At 48.7% G+C, this 21,419-nt stretch carries 20 protein-coding genes; 1 reads left to right on the top strand and 19 read right to left on the bottom strand.

Features of this window, described 5'->3' with window-relative positions:
• Nucleotides 1-24: 24 nt before the first annotated feature.
• From AC0YNS_RS06865 to cymR, 14 genes are all read right to left on the bottom strand, one after another.
• The gene (locus AC0YNS_RS06865; protein ID WP_475780994.1) at nt 25-2,022 is read right to left on the bottom strand and encodes a methyl-accepting chemotaxis protein; all 1,998 of its coding nucleotides are present in this window, start codon (nt 2,020-2,022) and stop codon (nt 25-27) included.
• Nucleotides 2,023-2,422: 400 nt separating this feature from the next.
• Complete coding sequence (locus tag AC0YNS_RS06860) at nt 2,423-3,673, bottom strand: peptidase U32 family protein (RefSeq protein ID WP_475780283.1); 1,251 nt, start codon at nt 3,671-3,673, stop codon at nt 2,423-2,425.
• Between the two features lie 33 nt (nt 3,674-3,706).
• Nucleotides 3,707-4,651 carry a peptidase U32 family protein gene (locus AC0YNS_RS06855; RefSeq protein WP_475780282.1) on the bottom strand — a complete coding sequence of 315 codons (945 nt, stop codon included), beginning with the start codon at nt 4,649-4,651 and terminating at the stop codon, nt 3,707-3,709.
• An 11-nt stretch (nt 4,652-4,662) separates the two neighbouring features.
• Nucleotides 4,663-5,793, bottom strand: a complete 1,131-nt coding sequence (mltG, locus tag AC0YNS_RS06850) for an endolytic transglycosylase MltG (protein WP_475780281.1) — start codon at nt 5,791-5,793, stop codon at nt 4,663-4,665.
• A 118-nt stretch (nt 5,794-5,911) separates the two neighbouring features.
• A complete protein-coding gene (locus tag AC0YNS_RS06845; protein ID WP_475780280.1) occupies nt 5,912-6,211 on the bottom strand; it encodes a DUF1292 domain-containing protein in 300 nt (99 codons plus the stop codon).
• 57 nt (nt 6,212-6,268) lie between these two features.
• A complete protein-coding gene (locus AC0YNS_RS06840) occupies nt 6,269-6,580 on the bottom strand; it encodes a DUF1292 domain-containing protein (protein ID WP_475780279.1) in 312 nt (103 codons plus the stop codon).
• Nucleotides 6,581-6,588: 8 nt separating this feature from the next.
• Nucleotides 6,589-7,005 carry a Holliday junction resolvase RuvX gene (gene ruvX / locus AC0YNS_RS06835; protein WP_475780278.1) on the bottom strand — a complete coding sequence of 139 codons (417 nt, stop codon included), beginning with the start codon at nt 7,003-7,005 and terminating at the stop codon, nt 6,589-6,591.
• A 31-nt stretch (nt 7,006-7,036) separates the two neighbouring features.
• Nucleotides 7,037-7,300 (bottom strand): IreB family regulatory phosphoprotein, encoded by a 264-nt coding sequence (locus tag AC0YNS_RS06830; RefSeq protein ID WP_090983162.1) that lies wholly within the window; start codon nt 7,298-7,300, stop codon nt 7,037-7,039.
• Nucleotides 7,301-7,349: 49 nt separating this feature from the next.
• Nucleotides 7,350-9,986 carry an alanine--tRNA ligase gene (gene alaS, locus AC0YNS_RS06825; RefSeq protein WP_475780993.1) on the bottom strand — a complete coding sequence of 879 codons (2,637 nt, stop codon included), beginning with the start codon at nt 9,984-9,986 and terminating at the stop codon, nt 7,350-7,352.
• A gap of 354 nt (nt 9,987-10,340) precedes the next feature.
• Nucleotides 10,341-11,411: an AI-2E family transporter gene (locus AC0YNS_RS06820; protein WP_475780277.1), complete on the bottom strand. Its 1,071-nt coding sequence runs from the start codon at nt 11,409-11,411 to the stop codon at nt 10,341-10,343.
• A 139-nt stretch (nt 11,412-11,550) separates the two neighbouring features.
• A complete protein-coding gene (locus AC0YNS_RS06815) occupies nt 11,551-11,748 on the bottom strand; it encodes a hypothetical protein (RefSeq protein ID WP_090983156.1) in 198 nt (65 codons plus the stop codon).
• Nucleotides 11,745-12,293 (bottom strand): PRC-barrel domain-containing protein, encoded by a 549-nt coding sequence (locus AC0YNS_RS06810; protein ID WP_475780276.1) that lies wholly within the window; start codon nt 12,291-12,293, stop codon nt 11,745-11,747. Before AC0YNS_RS06810 ends, AC0YNS_RS06815 begins: the two co-directional genes overlap by 4 nt.
• Before the next feature lie 15 nt (nt 12,294-12,308).
• Nucleotides 12,309-13,463 (bottom strand): cysteine desulfurase family protein, encoded by a 1,155-nt coding sequence (locus tag AC0YNS_RS06805; protein WP_475780275.1) that lies wholly within the window; start codon nt 13,461-13,463, stop codon nt 12,309-12,311.
• A 13-nt stretch (nt 13,464-13,476) separates the two neighbouring features.
• Nucleotides 13,477-13,896 (bottom strand): cysteine metabolism transcriptional regulator CymR, encoded by a 420-nt coding sequence (gene cymR, locus AC0YNS_RS06800; protein ID WP_090983150.1) that lies wholly within the window; start codon nt 13,894-13,896, stop codon nt 13,477-13,479.
• 246 nt (nt 13,897-14,142) lie between these two features.
• On the opposite strand from cymR, the gene mnmA reads away from it, so the two are divergent.
• Nucleotides 14,143-15,240: a tRNA 2-thiouridine(34) synthase MnmA gene (gene mnmA, locus AC0YNS_RS06795; RefSeq protein WP_475780274.1), complete on the top strand. Its 1,098-nt coding sequence runs from the start codon at nt 14,143-14,145 to the stop codon at nt 15,238-15,240.
• A gap of 131 nt (nt 15,241-15,371) precedes the next feature.
• Here the strand turns inward: mnmA and AC0YNS_RS06790 are convergent, their stop codons facing one another.
• The 5 genes from AC0YNS_RS06790 to AC0YNS_RS06770 form a co-directional block, all read right to left on the bottom strand.
• The gene (locus tag AC0YNS_RS06790) at nt 15,372-16,721 is read right to left on the bottom strand and encodes a hemolysin family protein (protein ID WP_475780273.1); all 1,350 of its coding nucleotides are present in this window, start codon (nt 16,719-16,721) and stop codon (nt 15,372-15,374) included.
• Between the two features lie 236 nt (nt 16,722-16,957).
• On the bottom strand, nt 16,958-18,262 hold the full coding sequence (locus AC0YNS_RS06785; protein ID WP_475780272.1) for a replication-associated recombination protein A: 1,305 nt from the start codon (nt 18,260-18,262) through the stop codon (nt 16,958-16,960).
• A gap of 129 nt (nt 18,263-18,391) precedes the next feature.
• Nucleotides 18,392-19,738, bottom strand: a complete 1,347-nt coding sequence (locus AC0YNS_RS06780; protein WP_475780271.1) for an Nramp family divalent metal transporter — start codon at nt 19,736-19,738, stop codon at nt 18,392-18,394.
• Between the two features lie 194 nt (nt 19,739-19,932).
• Nucleotides 19,933-20,586, bottom strand: coding sequence for a YdeI/OmpD-associated family protein (locus AC0YNS_RS06775; protein ID WP_475780270.1), 654 nt, complete (start codon nt 20,584-20,586; stop codon nt 19,933-19,935).
• On the bottom strand, nt 20,587-21,339 hold the full coding sequence (locus AC0YNS_RS06770; protein WP_475780269.1) for a tRNA threonylcarbamoyladenosine dehydratase: 753 nt from the start codon (nt 21,337-21,339) through the stop codon (nt 20,587-20,589).
• Nucleotides 21,340-21,419: the final 80 nt, after the last annotated feature.

Below are 21,419 nucleotides of genomic sequence, written 5' to 3'. Positions count from 1 at the left end.
ATGATGTCAGCCTTTGCTCTTTCCTTACGTACGGAAACGACTAAGCGTTTCTTTGAGCCCCGTTGATACCGTCTCAAGTTTATCGGACAGTCGAACAAGCCCTTCGCTAATGCTGTTTTGCTCATTGCTCAGCGATGCCACTTCCTCGGAAGTAGCGGATGACTCTTCGGCTACTGCACTGACATTACCCATCGCTTCGGAGAGGACCACTTGCGAACGCTCCAGCATGCTGATGGAATCCGTAACCGAGCTTAAGCTGCCAACGAAATCGCCCATTTGACCTTGAACGGTCAAGAAGATTTGATTTGCTTCTTTAACCGATTGAATTTGCTCTTGGAAAATCGGATAAGCATCAGACAAGACGTGAACGGTTTCGTCGATTTCCTTCTGGATGGTCTCAGTAATCTGACCAACGACATCGATGGACTGACGGGATTGATCCGCCAATTTACGAATTTCATCCGCCACAACCATGAAACCTTTACCAGCCGCACCTGCACGAGCAGCCTCAATTGTTGCATTCAGAGACAAAATGTTCGTTTGTTTCGTCATATTATTGAGTACATCTAGAATTTTACGAATCGAACGCGTGCTTTCTTTGAGACGATCAACCTTCTCTACCATTGAACGTGTCATTTCTTCTGTCATTCCTGTTTTCTCGATCAAGCTGTTCATATAGGCCGTACCTTGGCGGCTGGCTTTCTCTACTTCGCTGGCTGCTTGGCCCATATCTTGATTTGCATTCATAACCTGCTGCATCTGTTGGCTGATCTCAGAAGTAAGGTCGCTGCCTTTCTCCGCTTCCATCGCAAGGCTCGTAGCGCCGTTAGCGATCTCTTCCGTAGCAACTGCGATTTCACGCGCAGATACGGCAGTTTTCTTCGAAGCGTCGGACAGCTCGCCGGCTGTTGCCAGCACGTCCTGCGCAGATTGATTCGTTTGGGCGACGAGTACGGTAATTTGCGTCATCATCTGGTTGAAGCTTTGCGCCAGTTGACCGATCTCGTCTTTCTTATTAATCGTCGAACGTACAGTCAAGTTGCCGCGTTCGCCTTCGTTCATCAGATTGCGCAAGCTAACAAGCGGCAAGGCAACCATGCGAATGACGAGCAATCCGATGCCGATTGCCAGCAACGCTGCAATCCCTGCAATAATATAAGTTGCATTGCGGATTTGCTTCGCGTCCTTTACAAGCTCATCTACCGGAACCGATCCGACCAGCTTCCAATCCACCGTTGAGAATTGGTTGTAGATGGCAAGAACTTCTTCACCGCCTGCAATTGTCTCTGTTGTTGATCCTGACTTCTCTTTGGAAGATAGCGTAATCGGGGATGGTTTCCCGATTAGTGCCAGATCTTTGGTGAAAACTAAATTATTCGCGTTATCAACAATCGTAATATCGCTATTGTCTCCGAGCTTCAGATCTTCAAGCTGCTTGGAGAACTCTTTCAAATAGATCTCAACGATCATAATGAATTTGCCTTCATTCGTTACCGTGTTCTTCATAACGCGGCCCATCGCAATCGTTGGCTCCGATGCACTGCCGCTGTAGCCTTTCACTTGAGCGGGCAGCCACATCAACTTACCGCCGCCGTCTGCGATCGTCTTCATCCACGCCGTATCCTTTGCATCTTCCGTACTGATGCTTGAAGATCCGACAGTTACAGATGCCGAATCACCGCTCATCGGGATAATTGCAGCTCCGACAATGGTAGAGTTGCCGAGTATGTAGGATTGAATGGAGTCACTTAACTTCTTCATTACATCGAAACGCTCATAATCGTCTGTCGTTTGATCGTATTTCATCAGATTATCTTGAACCGTCTTGTCGAGCAGAATTTGCATGGATAGAGCCTCATAGTTCTTAAACATCAAATCAAGCTTGCCTTTGGATTGTGCAATCGCCACCGCGCTGGAATCCGCAACTTTCTTCTTAATGATGCTCTTGGAGGTCGAGTAGGAGAATAATCCGACTACAAGTACGCAGACAAGAATCGCGCTGAAGATAATTAGGAATAACATGAGACCGACTGACTTTATCGGATTCGTCAGCTTGACATTCTTGATCCCATTTATGGAGGAAGAATATAAGGCTTTCACATTCGCCCCGCTACCTTCACCTTCTGTTTGCGTTTTCAGCTTATCTTTCTTCGAGTTCAACTTCAATTTCACTTCATGACACCACCTAATCTGAGGATAATTTCCGTGTGTGGAGCTGGTGCGTTTGTGTGGGTATGTGTCTGTTGACTTACACTAGATGCTAAATGCCTACGTCACGCTAATCCATTTATCGACAAAATACACGCAATAAGCTTAATATCGGCTTAACATCACCGTAATGTTAGGGAATTAGGGAATATTTTCTCAAAAAAAATAATCCCAATCGATCGCTCGATTAGGATTATTTGGGTCCAATTGCTTATTAACGAATACGTTTACGCATCATATCCATCGCTTTCACCGGATGCTCCGTCTTCAGTACAATGTGCTGCAGCGGATGTCTTGCGGCATCCAGTACATTACCGCTCTCGTCCATGATTTCGCCGACAGTTTGTGTGAAGAAGGTACCGTTAGGTCCGAAAAATTCCACGACTTGACCCGGCTTGAAATGATTCCGCTGCTGAACAACAGCAAGTCCGGTTGTCTCATCATAAGAGATGACAACACCGGCAAAATCATAGGGAGCTGCTTTATCTTCCGGCCCGTAGATATGGTCCTCAGGACCCGGAGTATCGTAGAAGAACCCCGTATTAACCGGACGGTTAGCCGCCTTCTGAATGTCATCCTGCCACACTTGTTTCAGCTCATAATTGTCCGGATCCGCCATATAGGAATCAATCGCTTGACGATAAGCATTGACGACTGTTGCTACGTAATGCAAGCTCTTCATCCGGCCTTCAATCTTGAAGCTGTCTACGCCAACCTCGATTAGGTCCGGAATGTGCTCGATCATACATAAGTCTTTGGAGCCCATCGTAAATTTATCCGCTTCAGGACCGACCATTTGCAGGTCATCTTCGTAGATATCATACTTCCAGCGGCACGACTGGCAGCAGCCGCCGCGGTTCGAATCCCGGTCCGTGAAATGGTTCGAAAGCACGCAGCGACCTGAGAAGGAAGAACACATTGCGCCATGAATGAACGCTTCAATCTCAATATCGACATGTGCTTTAATTTGCGAAATTTCTTCGAGGCTCGTCTCGCGGCCTAACACGACACGCGGCAATCCCTCTTCTTTCCAGAACTGTACAGCCTGCCAATTCAGTGTCGACTGCTGCGTGCTCAAGTGAACCTCGAGCTTAGGAGCTACCCGTTGCGCCGTCTCGATAATGATCGGATCAGCAGCAATAATCGCAGCAATTCCGGCTGCTTCGAGCTCACGCAAGTACTCTTCCAGGCCGCCAATATCTTCATTATGGGCATAAATGTTGGTTGCAACAAACACTTTGGCGCCATAACGTTCCGCGAACTCCACGCCTTCCTTCATCTCAGCAAAAGTGAAGTTATCGGCATTGGAACGAAGGCCGTACTTCTGCCCGCCAATATAGACCGCATCTGCGCCATAATGGACCGCAAACTTTAGTTTCTCCAAATTACCTGCCGGGGCAAGCAGCTCCGGTTTATCTAGACGATTTCTTTTCCCCGTAAAGCGGGGGGATGTTTTTGTGGTCACCTGCTTCACCTCCACAACTTCTTTAGGTGACAATTAATATACTTGTTCCTTATAGAAAAATCCGTACGAAAGCTCACGGGACGGATCCTGTACATTCACAATGCTATCCAACCATTCTTCGTTGAAGGCATAACCTTCCGGATCCTCGCAATAGGCATCAATTGCAGCACGATACGCTTTAACGACCGTTTCATTGTACTCCATTGATTTTAACAGCCCTTCAATCCGAAAGCTATCGATATTAACTTCCATTAGCTCATGTAAGTTCTCAATCATGCATAGATCATCAGAGCTCATAATATGGGTCCCGCCAGCATCCTCATAGATCGGGAAACGTTCATCCGGCCGCTCCGTTTCCACTAAATACAAGCCATCTTCCCGCTTGCCGTGAACCGGAACCTCCTTTGTTTCTCCATCCTTCGTCTGATGCTGGAAATAATTTTGAACAAGCGGACGCTTGGAATGATAAATGTTCGTTAAACCATGCACCTGTACCTGTACTTCAAGCGTCGTATTGGTTTTCACATCGATAACTTGATCCATATTAAGCTCACGTGCCAGAACGAACCTTGTTGCGCCGCGTCGTCCCCAATAATTCGCTGTCGCATAGTTCGTCGAAGTCATCTCCGCGTTCCAGTGCAGCTTCATGTTTGGCGCTTCAACGCGCGCAACCATCAAAACTGCTGGATCGCCGAACACTAAGCCGTCTACACCCGCTTCAGCCAAACTACGAATGTAGCCCGGCAAAGCGTCGACGGTTTCATTATCCATTAAGTTATTGACTGCTGCATATACGGAAACTTGATGGGAATGGGCAAGCTTTACTGCTTCCGCCATAAGTGCCAGGTCAAATTCACCCGGCAAGCGCATGCCGTAACGGGATTCACCCAGAAGGAATGCATCCGCACCCGCAGCAATGAGCCGCTTCATATCAGCAAGAGAACCCGCATCAACGAGCAGCTCCGGTTTTGTTGCCATTGTAAATCCTCCTATTGTCCAGCCGTTTGATTGCTCTTCTCGATGTTACGGTTATGCTCCTTGAGCGTTTCCGCAAACAGATGCTCGTGGCTGCCATCTTTCTTCGTCACATAGAAATAGTATTCCGTCTCTTTCGGGAAAAGCGCAGCTTCGATCGATTTCAAGCTCGGAGATGCGATTGGCCCAGGAGGGAGACCATTAACTTTGTACGTATTGTAAGGGCTGTCCACTTGCAAATCGTCAACAAGCAGCCGTTCTTTCTGTTTATCAAGCAAATATTGCACGGTCGCATCAATTTGAAGCGGCATGCCTTTCTTCAGTCGGTTGTAGATAATGCCTGCAACGATTGGACGTTCTTCATCCACGACAACCTCACGCTCGACGAGCGAAGCGATGGTCATCATACCATGAAAATCAATCTTATTAGCTGCAAGCGAATCCTCCCAATTCTCGGGAAGCGTGTCCAGCTTATGATCCAGCTCTTGAAGCAGACGTTTAATGATATCCTCCGGTTTGCTTGCAGTCGCAAGCTCATACGTGTCCGGGAATAAATATCCTTCTAAACGATGACGAAGGTCAGGATTCTTCGGAATATTCTTCACTGCATCCACGTCGCTCCACACTTGATCCTTATCTGCAAGCGCCATGAAATCCGCTTTCTTCGCATAACCTGCTTTATCTAGTGTTTCCGCTATTTGCTCAACCGTAAACCCTTCCGGTATCGTGAAACGCATGGTTTCTTCCTTTAACGTCTCTCCGGCATTTAATTTTGCAATAATGGAATCCTTATCCATCCCCGGTGACAGCTCGTACACACCGGCTTGAAAACGCGGTCCTTCGTTCTTGTAGCGCAAGTAATATTTAAAAATAAATGCATTGCGAATAACCCCTTGATCTTCGAGCACTTCAGCAAATCGAAATGGAGATGTCCCTTTCTTCAGCTCTACTTGAACAACATCGCCTGACGAAGCAGGCCGCAAGCCATTCCATATGTAGAGATAAAGACTTCCCGCAGTAATAAGCATTAAGCTGAGTATCGACACAATAACCCAGAATGTAATGCGTCCGCGTCTTGGTCCGGAGGGCCGCATGGCTCCCTCATTCGGCAAATCTTCTGAATTCTGATGCTCTGCTCTTCTCAAGCGACCTATCCTCCATTTCTATATCAGCGCGGAAAAAGGGCGACCCGGCGCCGCCCCTTCCGAACTCCTATAAGTAAAACCGGGCTCTTGCCGCCCTGTTTAAAGCTAGAGGTGCATGTTAAGGCTGATCTTCGCCTTCGAACAACAAATCGTCATAAGCTTCAGAAACAAGCTCCCACTCTTCATCGCTTTCAATGGATTCCAGCTCCGGCTCGGCGCCATCCTTGAATGTTATGCGGAAGAATGCGATTTCGTCTTCTTTCTGCATGTCATGCGATTGCAAACCGGCATAGGATTGGTCTCCCATTTGGAATTCGGCGATAATTTGGAATGGTTCCGTAGCGCCTTCTTCTCCAATGAGATCCACTTCCGTACCGTAGATGTCCTTCAGGACGGAAATACGTTTTATTTCAGACACGCTTTAAGCTCTCCCTTCGACTATGGACATCATATGAATCCAACAGATTCACGAGTCCTAGTCGTTATCGTCGATTTCGGCAAGAAGTGTGTTAAAGGTTTCTTCCACCATGTTCCACTCTTCTTCATCCTCAATGGTATACAGTTTCAAATCATCGCCGTCTTCTTCATAACGGAAAGCGTAGACTTCATCGGAGTCTTCATCTTGCTCGTCTTCGGAATCCACGTTGAGCGGAACCACCATCATATATTTCTGATCAGAGCCGTCTACCTCGAACTTCATGACTACCTCGAATTCTTCTTCGTTGCCGTCTTCATCCGGAATGTAGATGATTTCCGGCTCTTCAAACTGCATGTCGTCCTTTGTCATCGTTACCCTCACCTTTTCGTTTTAGAATCGAGATAATTTTGCAAAATTAGCGCTGCCGCCATTTTGTCCACCACTAACTTTCGCTTCTTACGGCTAACGTCAGCCTCGAGCAATGTACGCTCTGCGGCAACCGTCGTTAGTCGTTCGTCCCAAAGGTGTACGGGTACATTTAGCTTTTGCTGTAAATGTTGTGCGAATGCGATGCAAATTTCGCCACGCGGCCCGATGGTGCCATTCATGTTCTTCGGTAAACCGACTACAATCTCGGATACTTCGTGTTCAACCATAAGCTTGGCAATGGCTTCGTCTTCGCTGTTATCGCGGCGTTTCTCAACGACGCCTAAACCTTGCGCGGTCCAGCGGAATGCATCACTGACGGCAACGCCGATTCTGCGGTCACCGTAATCCAATCCCATAAGACGCATACGACAGATTGCCTCATTTCCTTGAAGGTAATTATTTGCTGTGCTGACTCAGGTAGGAACGGACCAGTTCTTCAATTAGCTCGTCTCGCTCTTTCCTGCGAATTAAACTTCTAGCATTGTTATGCCGTGGAATGTATGCGGGATCTCCGGACAATAGATAACCCACGATCTGGTTAATCGGGTTATAGTCCTTCTCGAGCAGCGCATCGTATACAGACAGCATAATTTCCCTCGAGGAAGCTTGAAGCCCTTCCGCCTTCACGTCGAATTTCATTGTCTTGTCCATCGAATTCATCGCCAGCACCTCACTTTCCAAGCCGCTTAACAGCCGTTTAATACTCTTATCATATCACACTTGATTGTGATAGAACCAGTTCTTCGGCAATTTGGAGCGCTTCACCCAATTTAGAAGGATCTTTTCCTCCGGCTTGGGCCATATCCGGCCGTCCGCCGCCGCCGCCGCCGCACGCCGCGGCTGCTTCTTTAATGATTTTGCCGGCATGGAAGCCCTTCTTCACGAGCTCTGGCGAAACAGCCACAACAAGGTTTACCTTGTCTTCTGCAACAGCGCCAAGCACGATTACCGCATTGCCCAGCTTCGTTTTGAGCTCATCCACGATACCGCGGAGCGCATCCATCGAAGGAGCATTAACTTCTGCAGCAAGCAGCGTGACGTCGCCTACTACCTTTGCCTTTGATTCCAAGGAACCCGCTTCGATACGGCTCAGCTTGCTTTGCAGCGACTCATTGTCGCGCGTCAGCTCTTTCACTTGACCGTGCAGCGCTTCGATGCGTTTAGGCACATCTGCGAGGTTTGTCTTCAACTGCGCAGCTGCTTGCTTCAACAGATCAAGCTGACTCTCCATGTACAGGTATGCATTACGGCCTGTTACAGCCTCAATACGACGTACGCCTGAACCAATACCGCTCTCGCTCACCAGCTTGAACAAACCGATTTGCGCGGTGCTTGTAACATGGCAGCCTCCACATAACTCAAGGCTGTACTCCCCTACGCGAACGACACGCACGACATCGCCGTATTTCTCGCCGAATAGTGCCATAGCGCCCATCTCTTTCGCCTCGGCAAGCGATTTGTAATCGATTTGGAGCGTCGTGCCCAGCCAAATCTGTTGATTGACGCGGCGTTCGATCTCCGTAAGCTCCTCTTGGCTGATGCTGCCAAAATGCGAGAAGTCAAAACGAAGACGATCCGGTTCTACTAGGGAACCCGCTTGATTAACATGCTCGCCGAGCACATCTTTGAGCGCACGGTGCAGCAAATGCGTTGCCGTATGGTTCTTGATCGTATCCTCGCGCGTTTGCGTCGAAACAGCCGCTTGAACCTGATCACCGACAGATACGGTACCGCTTGCTACAACTGCATGATGCACCGACTGTCCATGAGGAGCTTTGGTGACATTCTCGACTGTAAGCGTGAAGCCTTGGCCCGTAATCGTACCGCTATCGCCTACTTGACCGCCGCTCTCTGCGTAGAACGTTGTACGATCCAAGATAACAAGCACTTGGCTGCCTTCAACAGCTGAATTCACAAGAGCATCGCCACTCACGATCGCAATCACCTTAGCGCCTTCGAGCGTCAGATCCTGATAGCCCACAAATTCCGATTTCACAGTGAAGTCAGCAAGCGGTCCGCCTTGCACATTCATGCCGCCGGTGTCCTGACGAGCTGCACGTGCGCGTGTACGCTGCTCTTCCATCGATGCATCGAAGCCGTCACGGTCCACAGTCATGCCGTGTTCAGCGGCATAGTCTTCCGTCAGATCGAACGGGAAGCCGTACGTATCGTAAAGCTTGAACGCATCTGGACCGCTGATCAGCGTTTGACCGCCGGCCTTTGCCGTCTTCACAAGCTCACCCAGCAGTGCCAATCCGTCAGAAAGCGTTTCGTGGAAACGTTCTTCCTCTGTACGGATCACCTTCTCGATAAACTCGCGTTTCTCGACAACCTCCGGATAGTGGCCGCCCATAATGTCGCCAACTACTTTCACCAGATCATGCAGGAACGGACGATCCACACCGAGTGTTTTGCCGTAGCGCACTGCGCGGCGAAGCAAACGGCGGATGACATAACCGCGTCCTTCATTTGAAGGCATTACGCCATCGCCAACAGCGAACGCTACTGTACGGATATGATCGGCAATGACTTTCAGGGCGATGTCCGTATCCGCATTCGTATGGTACGTTACGTTTGCGATTTGACTGGTCCTGTCGATGATCGGACGGAACAGATCCGTATCGAAGTTGGAGTCTACGTTTTGCAGAATCGACGTGATTCGCTCCAGACCTGCGCCTGTATCGATGTTTTTATTCGGAAGCGGAGTATAGCTGCCGTCTTTATTATGATTATATTGCGAAAATACAAGGTTCCATACTTCCAGGAAACGTTCGTTTTCTCCGCCTGGCCAGCATTCCGGATCATTCAGATCGCCGAAAGCTTCGCCTCGGTCATAGAAAATCTCGGTACAAGGACCGCAAGGGCCTTCGCCGATGTCCCAGAAGTTATCTTGCAGACGATAAATGCGCTTCTCCGGAAGACCGATTTTCTCATTCCAGAAACGGAACGCTTCTTCATCTTCAGGGTAAACCGTGACGGAAAGTCGCTCCGGATCGAAACCGATCCACTCTTTACTGGTCAGAAACTCCCATGCCCACGTGATTGCTTCTTCTTTGAAGTAATCGCCAATCGAGAAGTTGCCCAGCATTTCAAACATCGTTTGGTGACGACGCGTTTTGCCGACATTCTCAATATCATTCGTACGGATACACTTCTGTGAGTTCGTAATCCGCGGATTGTCCGGAATAACGCGACCGTCAAAATAGGACTTCAGCGGTGCCATCCCTGCATTAATCCATAGCAAGGAAGGGTCATTATGAGGAACTAATGAAGCGCTGGGCTCAATCTTGTGCCCTTTGCTCTCAAAAAATGCAAGCCACTTGGAACGGATTTCACTTGCTTTCATCACGGTTCAGCCTCCAATTATAGAATAAAAACAAAAAAACGCCCCCAAAAAACAGGGACGAATCATTCGCGGTACCACCCTGGTTATCGCCCTAGCCGCCAAGAATGAGCAGCATAAACGATCTCCTTAGACAGACGTTAACGGGTCTGATCCGGTGAAGTTCATTCACACTCCGAAACCAGCCTTCAGTCATCCTTCACCCCTAGAATTCTCTCAGCCAACGCGGGCCCAATCGGCATACGCGAAGGAATTCTTTCTCTGCTTGGCGGTCTATGACCTACTACGGTTTCATCAACGTTTTTATTGATAGTCAGGCGTAATTGTCATAAGTATAGCGACTATTGGCATGGTCTGTCAAATCGTCTTTCGCCTAACATAATACGCGAAGATATGCTGCACGATGACCTTCACCGCGGCAAAGATCGGCACAGCCAATATCATCCCGACGATACCCGCCAGCTCCCCGCCAACCAACAGGGCGAAAATGATCGATAACGGATGCATATGCAGCGTTCTTCCCACCACCTGCGGCGAGATGATGTTCCCCTCGAGAATTTGGCAGAGGGTGTTCACGATTGCCACGAGCAGCATCATTTTGATCGACACAGTAGAAGCCACGATAAGCGCAGGTGCTGCGCCGAAGAACGGTCCAAGATAGGGAATAATGTTCGTAACCGCAACAACGCTTGCCAGAAGAAGCGGATACGGAATGCCGATGATCAAATAGCCGACATAAGCCAGTGTACCGACAATGACACAAACGAGAAATTGTCCCCGTATATAGCTGCCAAGCGCATGATCGATATCCTTGAGCAATCGAACCGCATGCTTCCGATGTGGTTTAGGCACATAGGTAAGCAGCGTCCGTTCAAACACCTCGAAATCCTTTAAGATGTAGAACGCCAGAAACGGGATAATAAACGCGATAAAAATCACATTAATCATTTCACCGATATTGTTGATGAAAGCAAAAATCGCATCAGATCCCTGCTTCTCCAGCTTATACAGCGACTTCTCTATTCCTGATCGGATGCTCTCCGGGAGAAAGGAGGAGTTGTTCAGGTCGTTGACCATACTCCGCGCCTGCATCGTGATATCCGGCATATGCCGATTCAGTTCCTTGAGCTGATCCATAAACATCGGAATGGCGTTCACAAGCACAACCGTAAGCGACGCGCAGAAAACAGCATATATAAGCAGTACCGCAATCGTACGAGGCACTTTGCGTTCATTCAGAAGGCTGACTATCGGATTGAGCACATACGATATGATCATCGCAATCAGAAACGGTGCCAGAACAGCACGCAAAAAAACGTAAATGTGGATGATGATCGGTTTTATCAGCAGCAATAGATATAGAGCCGTCAATCCCAAAATGAGATAGACAAGCCATGTAAACAGACGGTTGTTCGTAAACCGTTCCACGGCTTCACTCCCCCTCGACTCGCGATACCCTTTACTGTCAGTATATGTACAAGTTGTTCAATTCATCCTTCCGTTTATTCCGCTACGCCTGAAAACATAAAAGAGGCGACCTTGGGCAAGGTCGCCTCTTTTACTCCGCTTAGTTTGCATGAACCTGCGGCATTTCGTCTTCAAAAAACAGATCATCCAGTGAGCTTAATGTACCGTCTTCTTCTACTTGATAGACCGACATCTTGTCACCGTTAACTGTCAATTCAATGAAGCAGCCCCAGCAGTAATACTGGTGTGATCCGATCTTTCCGATATCCTTCGAACTACAATTTGGGCATTTCATCATACATTTCTCCCTATATCCGACTCAGAAACTGCGACCGGTGAGAGGAAAGCCTCACTTCCGGCCGGTACTATGATTACATTTTCACCAAGCATAACCTCATCAGCTTGCCGTGGAGCAGGAAGCCACTTGCGCCCTTCCATAATATCCGCGATAAATCCGTCAGTCAGCTCATATCCTACTATTTGTGTACCCTGTATCTCGTCAAAATAAACATCAGATACACGACCAAGTTGTTCTCCATCCACCGTAATGACGGGTAAATCCTTCAATCGGATCGATCCGGTATGAAAAGAGCGCTGAATTTCGGCTTGTTTGGTCTTCCGGACGGACGCTTCATTCATAATAATGACCGCATCCTCACCGCAAACCATTACTTCCTTCCAGATCACTGATTTCATCGCAGTCAGAAACCGTCTGCCGGCGTCCAATATGATTCCGCCAAGCTGCCAATGCTCATCAAACCATGCATCCTTCACATGTCCGACTTGCTTGCCGGCACTCATTTCGATGACAGGAAGACCAATCAAATGCTGTAAACGCAACATCGATGGCAGAGCCTCCTAGGCATTAGTACGAACGCGCTCCATAAAAGTTGCAACTTTCTTGGCGGCCAGTTCGAGTTCCTCCATAGTATTTCCCAAACCAAAGCTGAAACGTACAGCGGAAGCTTGTCTTTCTTCCGAAACATTCATCGCTATAAGCACATACGAGGGTTCGATGGCTCCTGATGTACAAGCAGACCCTCCGGATGCCGCTATCCCGGCCAAATCCAGATTCATCAACATCGACTCTGTGCTTATTCCTACAAAGCTCACATTCAGAATATGAGGAGCATAGTGTTCGGCATGGCCGTTGACGATAAGTCGATCTGCACCTGTAATCTCACGCAACCGCTCTATCCAAGTATAACGAAGTTTGTCCAAGAAAAGTTTCCGTTCTAACATCGAATTCACAGAAAGTTCAAACGCTTTGCCGAATCCGACAATGCCGGCGATGTTTTCGGTCCCTGCGCGCCGTTTGCGCTCTTGCGAGCCACCGCTTAGGAGCGGTTCCACAGTCGTGCCTTTACGGATATATAAAGCACCAATGCCTTGCGGACCGTTAATCTTGTGAGCCGAGAAGCTCATGAGGTCAACCGGAAGCTTACGCAAATCGATAGGAATGATGCCTAACGCTTGTACGGCATCAACATGTACAAGCACACCACGAGACCGGGCGAGTTCACCGATCTGTGCAATCGGTTGAATCGTACCGGTCTCATTGTTGACATACATGACGCTAATAAGCGCCGTATCAGCTTCGATCGCTTGTTCTACATCCGACACACTCACTAGGCCATGCTCATCTACCGGCAGAATCGTCACGCGAAATCCTTCGCGCTGTAACGCCTTGCAGGATTGGAGCACCGCTTGATGTTCCGTTGCGGACGTAATGATATGGGACTTGCCTTGTTTGCGGGCAGCTCTGGCAGCGCCAATGAGCGCTGTATTGTCACTTTCTGTTCCACCGCCGGTAAAGACCAGCTCAGCGGCCGTGCAGCCGATCCCGTGCGCAATGATATCGCGCGAACGGTTCACGAGCTGCCTTGCCGCACGACCGAAACTATGCGTACTTGAAGCATTGCCGGGAGTACCGGTCATAACCTCAAGCATCGCTTTCGCTGCTTCGGGATGCATAGGTGAAGTTGCTGCATGATCATAGTAAATTCGATCCATTATACAATCATCCTTAAATATAGAACATGTAGGAGTCCTGAGGCTCCTCTTCTTTATACGTTACGAGATCAGCGAGCGTTGTCGAATCAAGCACTTCAGCAATGCTGTCACGAATTCTGAGCCACAAATTCCGCTTGGCCGGGTCATCCTCTTCCGTGAAATCGACAGGAGAAATCGGCCCTTCCAGGATACGAATGACATCACCTGACGTGATTTCCTGCGGTTCCTTCGACAAAATGTAACCGCCGTAAGCGCCGCGAATACTCTTAACCAGACCCGCATTGCGTAGCGGTGCAATAAGCTGCTCGAGGTAATGCTCTGATAGATGATTCCGCTCTGCGATGCTCTTCAATGATGTTGGACCTTCTCCGAACTTACCTGCGAGCTCCATCATAATGGTTAGACCGTACCGGCCTTTGGTTGAAATTTTCAACTACGACACCTCTTCCCGGGCTAAACTGTATCTTATTTTAAATGCTGGAGCGATCATGGATTACAATTCATGGTATTCCCATATCATATCTATGTTAACATAATGGAAACAGAATTTGTTGAAAAAACGATGACACTTTCATGAAAATCATACGCAATCTATGCTACAATAGATGAATTGAATCGGTCGCACGGTGGAAATGATCCTCCGCAAGCGACTTTGAACTATCAAGGCGGTGGTATTAAGATGAGCAATTCTTCTATTCGAGTCGTTGTTGGCATGTCCGGCGGTGTGGATTCGTCCGTTACCGCATTGCTGCTCAAACAGCAGGGTTATGATGTCATAGGCATTTTCATGAAAAACTGGGATGATACCGACGAGTTCGGCCATTGCACGGCTGAAGAAGATGCGGAAGATGTTCGCCGCGTCTGTGACCAAATCGGCATTCCTTATTATACGGTAAATTTCGAGAAAGCTTATTTCGATAAGGTGTTTGCTTATTTCCTCGATGAATACCGTAATGGTCGTACGCCAAATCCGGATGTCATGTGCAACCGCGAGATCAAATTCGGCGACTTCCTACAGAAAGCGATGGAACTTGGCGCTGATTATTTGGCTACCGGCCATTATGCTCGCTTGGAGCGGACAGCTGACGGAGAAGCTAAACTGCTCAGAGGAGTAGACTCCAATAAAGACCAGACCTACTTCCTGCACGCGCTTCGTCAGGATCAGCTGGCCAAAGCGATGTTCCCCATCGGTCATCTTCCGAAGCCGGAGGTTAGAAGAATTGCCGAAGAATTCGGTCTTCATACGGCTAAGAAGAAAGACAGCACAGGCGTCTGCTTTATCGGTGAACGCAATTTCAAGGAATTCTTGAGCGGCTACCTTCCTGCTCAGCCCGGTCCGATGATTGACATTGAATCAGGTGAAACGAAAGGCCGTCACGATGGACTAATGTATTACACACTTGGGCAGCGGCAAGGGCTTGGCATCGGCGGCTCCGGCAATGGCGAGCCGTGGTTCGTCGCTGACAAAGATCTCAAAGAAAACATTCTGTATGTCGTGCAAGGCGATCAGCATGCAAGCTTGTATTCCACAAGCTTGACCGCAACCGGAATCAATTGGATTTCACCGCTTAAACCGGAAGGCTCACTTACGGTTACGGCGAAGTTCCGCTACAGACAAGCAGACCAAGCCGTCACATTGACGCTGCGCGAAGATGGCACAACTGGCGATGTTATGTTCGAGAAACCGCAGAAAGCTATTACTCCTGGGCAAGCCGTAGTCTTCTACGACGGTGATGTATGTCTGGGCGGCGGTACAATTGATATCGTGAATAAATAAGTTCGCATCTACATGAAGAAGCATCTCCGATCTGTTGATTTCGGAGATGCTTCTTTTTTATGAAATCAAACAAAAGCTGCCCCAAAGTCATCTTGCACTTTTGGGGCAGCCTATTATGCGTATAATGGCGGTTAGCCGGTTTCTGCTTGCAATTCGATACTTTCTTCTTCGATTCGGCTTCCTTGCTTGCGGATGATGATTCTGGATATCCGTAAGTGGTCGGTCTCCTCAATCACAAACTCAAAGCCGTCCGGATGCACGACACGTTGGCCTTTAGACGGAGGATTCTCGATTTGTGCGTAGAACCAGCCGCCGATCGTATCGTAATCGTCGCTTTCGATTTCCAATCCGAAGTAGCTGTTTACCTCTTCAATCAGCATCATGCCGTTGATCGAATGGGATTGGTCATCTCTTGGCTCGATATCGGGGCGTTCTTCATCAAATTCATCCTGAATTTCACCGACGATTTCTTCCATGATATCCTCAAGCGTTACAAGTCCGGACGTTCCGCCATATTCATCGATAAGAATGGCGATTTGGGTCTTCTTCTTCTGCATCAGCTTAAGCAGGTTGCTGATTTGCATGGAATCAGGCACTGTAGTCATTGGACGTGTAATCGTGCGAATATCCGGCAAGCCTTGATGTGTTACTTTAAGTAAGTCTTTAATGTGGACAAATCCGATGATATTGTCCTTGTCGCCGTCGCAAACCGGATAACGAGTATGCATTTCTTTAAGCGCAATGGCCTGGTTCTCGTCGAACGACAGATTGGCATATAAGCATATCATTTCGGTACGTGGAATCATAATCTCCCGCGCATGGGTTTCGGCAAAATCAAATATATTATCGACAAGCGTTAGCTCCGTATTATCAATTAGTCCGGATTTATGACTTTCTTTCATCAGGATGCGAATTTCTTCTTCGGTGTGGGCGGATTCATGTTCTGCCGCAGGCTCAATACCAACGCGCTTAAGCAACCAGTTGGCTGTACCATTAAGCAGATAGATAAACGGATACATGATTTTGTGAAAACCTATGAGCGGCATAGCCGTCCATAATGTTACCGTCTCAGCTTTGCGAATCGCAAACGTTTTGGGGGCCAATTCTCCAAGTACAATGTGTAACACCGTAATGATTGTAAATGCAATAATAAAGGCAACCGTATGAATGGCCACTGGGCTAAAATGGAACTTCTCCAACAAAGGCTCAAGCATCGCTGCAATGGCAGGCTCACCGACCCAACCAAGACCAAGTGATGCCAACGTAATTCCAAGCTGACAGGCCGATAGATACGCATCCAAATTACTAGTTAGTCTGGATGCAAAATGGGCACGGCGATTGCCGTCCAGCGCCAGTGAATCAATCCGGCTGCTTCTTACTTTCACCATGGCAAATTCCGCAGCTACGAAAAAACCATTCAAAAAAACGAGAAAAACGATTAAAAGTAAGTTCAAAAATATGGGTAACGGGTCACTACTCAACGATTCCCTGTTTGCCGCAATTGCGACGAACAGGTGCACCTCCTTCTGGGACTTAAAATTATAAAGAAACGTTATAATACTAGAGTAGTCGATGAAGCAACTTTACGTCAAATGCCGTCATCCCACCTTCTGGCCCGTATTCGCGGTTCTAGTTATGTTTATTCCATAAAGGTCGGCCTTTATGCGCTATTTTCTAGCTCCTGCTTACGTTTTTGAGGATTCAGCTGTTATTTTGGTCATTTCCGCCGCTCCTGATTTTGTCGAATCTTGTCCTCCATCCCCTGATTGGTGGCATGGTAGAACGTTTTCTTCGCTATCCGTTCAGGCAAATACACCTGTTTCACATAGTGGCCAGGGTAATCATGCGGATACTTATAACCAACATGCCCAAGACGTGCAGCACCGCTGTAGTGTGTGTCTCTCAAGTGATGCGGTACTTCGGCTGCTCCAAGCTGCTCGATAGCATTCATCGCGTTACCGATCGCGACAGCCGCGGCATTGGACTTCGGACTTTCCACAGCAAACAGAATCGCCTGTGTAATATTGTATTTCGCTTCCGGCCAGCCAATCTTATGATACGCATCCATGGCCGTCACCGCTTGAACCATCGCCTGCGGATTCGCAAGCCCGATATCCTCGCTGCAAGCCACGATCAGCCGCCGTATGAATGTCATCGGATCCATGCCCAGCTTCTCGACCGCATACAGAAACCAGAATAAAGCAGCATCGCTGGATCCCCGAACACTCTTATGGAAAGCAGACAAGACGTCGTATTGTGTCGATTCATCTGCGCGAATGATCGGCTTACGGATGGACTCCTCCGCCACTGCCAACGTTACAATAACCGAGCCATCCGGTTGAGACGGCGTCGTCACGGCTGCCAGCTCAAGCGCATTCAGCGCGCGGCGAATATCTCCGCCTGCCATCGAGGCCATGTGCTGCAGTGCTTCATCCTCGACAGTTAAATCCATGAATCCAAGTCCACGATCTCGGTCTGCCAGTGCACGGCGCATTGCAGTGAGTGCATCCTCGCGCGTCAGCGATTCCAGCTGAAACAGCGTTGATCGAGATAGGAGCGCTCCATTCACATAATGAAATGGATTCTCCGTAGTAGCCCCTATGAAGATAATGATCCCCTGCTCCACTGCCGGCAGCAGCGCGTCCTGTCTTGCCGAGTTGAAGCGATGCACCTCGTCTAAGAACAGTATTGTTTTGCGGCCATACATCGACTTGGTGATCCTTGCCTGCTCGATTACTTCCCGTACGTCTTTGACGGACGCATCCACGGCATTCAGCTTCACAAACTCCCCTTGCGTGCGTTTCGAAATGATATGTGCCAGGGTCGTTTTGCCGCAGCCTGGGGGGCCATACAGCAGAATGGATGTAATTTGATCCGCTTCAATCGCGCGTCGAAGCAGCTTGCCGGGTCCGACAATATCGGACTGGCCTATATATTCTTCAATCGTTTGAGGGCGCATACGATCTGCAAGCAGCTTCGCTCGCGGTGCTTGTTCCTCATTCTGATAGGTAAATAAATCCATCGCTCACCCATTCCTTTCCTGCCTATCATAGCACACTAGCACAAACGTTCGCTATCAAGGTGCGCAGCTGTTATACGCAAGAAGACCTTCCCCTGTACGGAGAAGGTCTTCTGAATCGGTTAGCGATGATTAGCCAAAAAACGTCTGGAAGAGCAAATAGATGTTCAATCCGGCAATGACGATGGCAACAAACCACGCGAGTATTTTGAGCCAAAGCGGGTTAGCAAACTTACCCATCTTCTGTTTGTCGCTTGTGAATTTAACAAGTGGGATGACCGCAAATGAGAGCTGCAGCGACAAGATGACTTGACTCAGAATAAGCAGCTGCGCTGTTCCGCTTGCACCGTACAGCCAAGTTACGATAACGGCCGGGATGATTGCAATGAGCCGCGTAATCAATCGTCTCAGCCATGGAGCCAGTCGAATGTTCAGAAAACCTTCCATGACGATCTGACCTGCGAGCGTGCCGGTCAAGGTGGAATTCTGGCCGGCTGCGAGCAGCGCTACCCCGAACAATACACTTGCCGCCGTTGTTCCCAGCATCGGTGCCAGCAGGTGATAAGCTTCGCCAATCTCCGCGATCTCGGTATGACCTGCCGCATAGAAGCTAGCCGCAGCAATAATGAGAATAGCTGCATTAATGAATAATGCGAAGAATAATGCAATTGTGGAATCCCAAGTCGAATATTTAATCGCTTGGCGTTTACCAAGCTCCGTCTGTTCGAATTGACGCGTCTGTACGATAGATGAGTGCAAGTACAGGTTATGCGGCATGACTGTCGCGCCTAGTATGCCAATCGCGATGTAGAGCATCGCTGGGTTCGTTACAATCTCCGAGCTTGGAATAAAACCCTTCATGACTTCGCCGACTTGTGGCTGCGACCAGAAGATTTCAACCAGGAAACAGCCGCCGATGGTGACGATCAGCACGATTACAAGCGCTTCTATATATCGGAAACCCTTATTCTGCAGCAGTAGTATGAGCAGTACATCCAGTACCGTTATTATGACCCCTGCTATAAGCGGTATGCCAAACAATAAATTCAGAGCGATCGCAGTTCCGATAACCTCTGCAAGATCACAAGCAGCTATTGCAAGCTCACAGAGCACCCAAAGCGACATTGCGACAGGTTTGCTGTAATGGTCCTTACACGCTTGCGCCAGGTCGCGTCCTGTGACGATGCCAAGCTTCCCGGCAAGTGCTTGAAGCAGAATCGCCATTAGATTGGATAATAAAATGACGGATAAGAGCGTATAGCCGAACTTTGAGCCGCCCGCTAGGTCGGTCGCCCAATTGCCCGGATCCATGTAGCCGACGGCTACGAGGTAGCCCGGTCCGGCAAAAGCTAGAAATTTGCGAAACCACGAACCGTTCTTCGGAATCTTCATGGAACGGTACACTTCAGGAAGTGTATTCGACGTTCTTTGATTTCGCCAGCCTTTCTCAGCTGCCAGCGGAGTCGATTGTTCACTCATTGTTCTCACCTCATGTAAACACTAATATGTCGTATATCACTTACACATATGCAGGACTGAAACTGTTGTTGCCTAATTACATTGTACACATACAAAAAAGTTTGTCAAAGGCAACTTTTGTTGACTAGGACAAAACTCCGCGCAAAAAAAGCCCGAATCTTCAGGATCTACCTGCAGATTCGGGCTTCTGATTATTATTTATCCGATGGGCGTTTCAACTGTTTTTCCAGCTTTTCCGCCATTTCATTAATGCGTTTCGTACGTGTCACTTCTTGCTTTGCTTCATTGATCCAGCGAATGTACTCTTTGCGATGCGAAGGAGCAAGCTCTGCGAAGAACGCTGCTGCTTCAGGCTTTGTCGCAAGTGCTTCCGTGACGTCATCCGGAATAACCAGTTCTTTCACTGCAGTAGTCGTCGTACGGCCGATATCAGCAGCACGGCTAGCTCTCGCTGAGGTTTGCACCATACCTACAGGACGGAAGCGCATAGCTGACCAAGTCTCATCGACAGACACAAGTGATACGCCTTCCCAGCCTTCTTCCTTGACGACTTTCCAGCCGCGGTCGCGGTTAATGTCTGTCCGAATTTTGGCCGTTCCTTTCGGGTAGCAAATCCAGAGTAGACCTTCTTTCTTGACCGCTTTAAGCGCCTTAGGTGCATGTTCATTCAAGCTTGCAATGTCCTTTGCGAACAGCATGACAAAATCATAGGTACCGCTGTCCATTTCATCAAAAGCCTCGTGATCCTCAACACCCAGCTCTTCCTCATAAGAAGGAGCAGGCGCTTCCAGTACCGCAATGCGCATATCGAGCGATAGACGTAATTTGTTAACGAGTTCCGCATTCATCTAGGAAATACCTCCTTTAGCGAGCAAGTCTTTCACCACTACACTCACCATAATTAGTCCCGCAACCGGAGGGACAAAAGCATTGCTGGCCGGCGGCTGCTGTGCCTTGCGAATTTCAGGCGCATTCTCAGGCACGATACGCTGCGTGACATCCTCACGGGGCTTCATCGGCTCTTCCGTCGAGAATACAACCTTAACGCCCTTCTTGATGCCATCTTTGCGCAATTTCTGGCGAACGACGCGTGCAATCGGATCCATCGAGGTTTTGGAAATATCCGCTACCTGGAACCTAGTCGGATCCATTTTGTTCGCTGCCCCCATACTGGAGATGATCGGGATTTGGCGCTCCAAACATTGTTTGATCAGATGGATCTTGTAGGCTATCGTATCCGAAGCATCCACAACGTAATCCAGCGGATATTCGAAAAGCTTCTCATACGTTTCTTCCGTGTAAAACATCCGCAGCGAAATGGCATCGCATTCCGGATTGATCAGCTTAATGCGATCGCGCATGAGGTCTGCTTTGGGCTGGCCGACCGTCGTTGTGAGCGCATGAACCTGGCGGTTAATGTTCGTAATATCCACCACATCTTTGTCGATGAGTATAATGCGGCCAACGCCTGTCCGTGCAAGTGCTTCTGCGGCAATCGCACCGACACCGCCGATACCGAGCACCGCAACCGTGCTGCCCTTCATCAGCTCCAGACCTTCTGGACCGATGGCGAGCTCCGTTCGTGAAAATTGGTGCAGCATAATGGAAATACACCTCTTGGCTTAAATTTGTTCCTGCTCTATAAACATAAAGAATCCGGCTCTCGCCGCTACACGCGGAC

This window comes from Paenibacillus sp. J22FR21 (assembly GCF_056269135.1).
The sequence above is the reverse complement of the archived record's forward strand: the minus strand, read 5'-3'. Positions and strand labels throughout refer to the sequence as shown.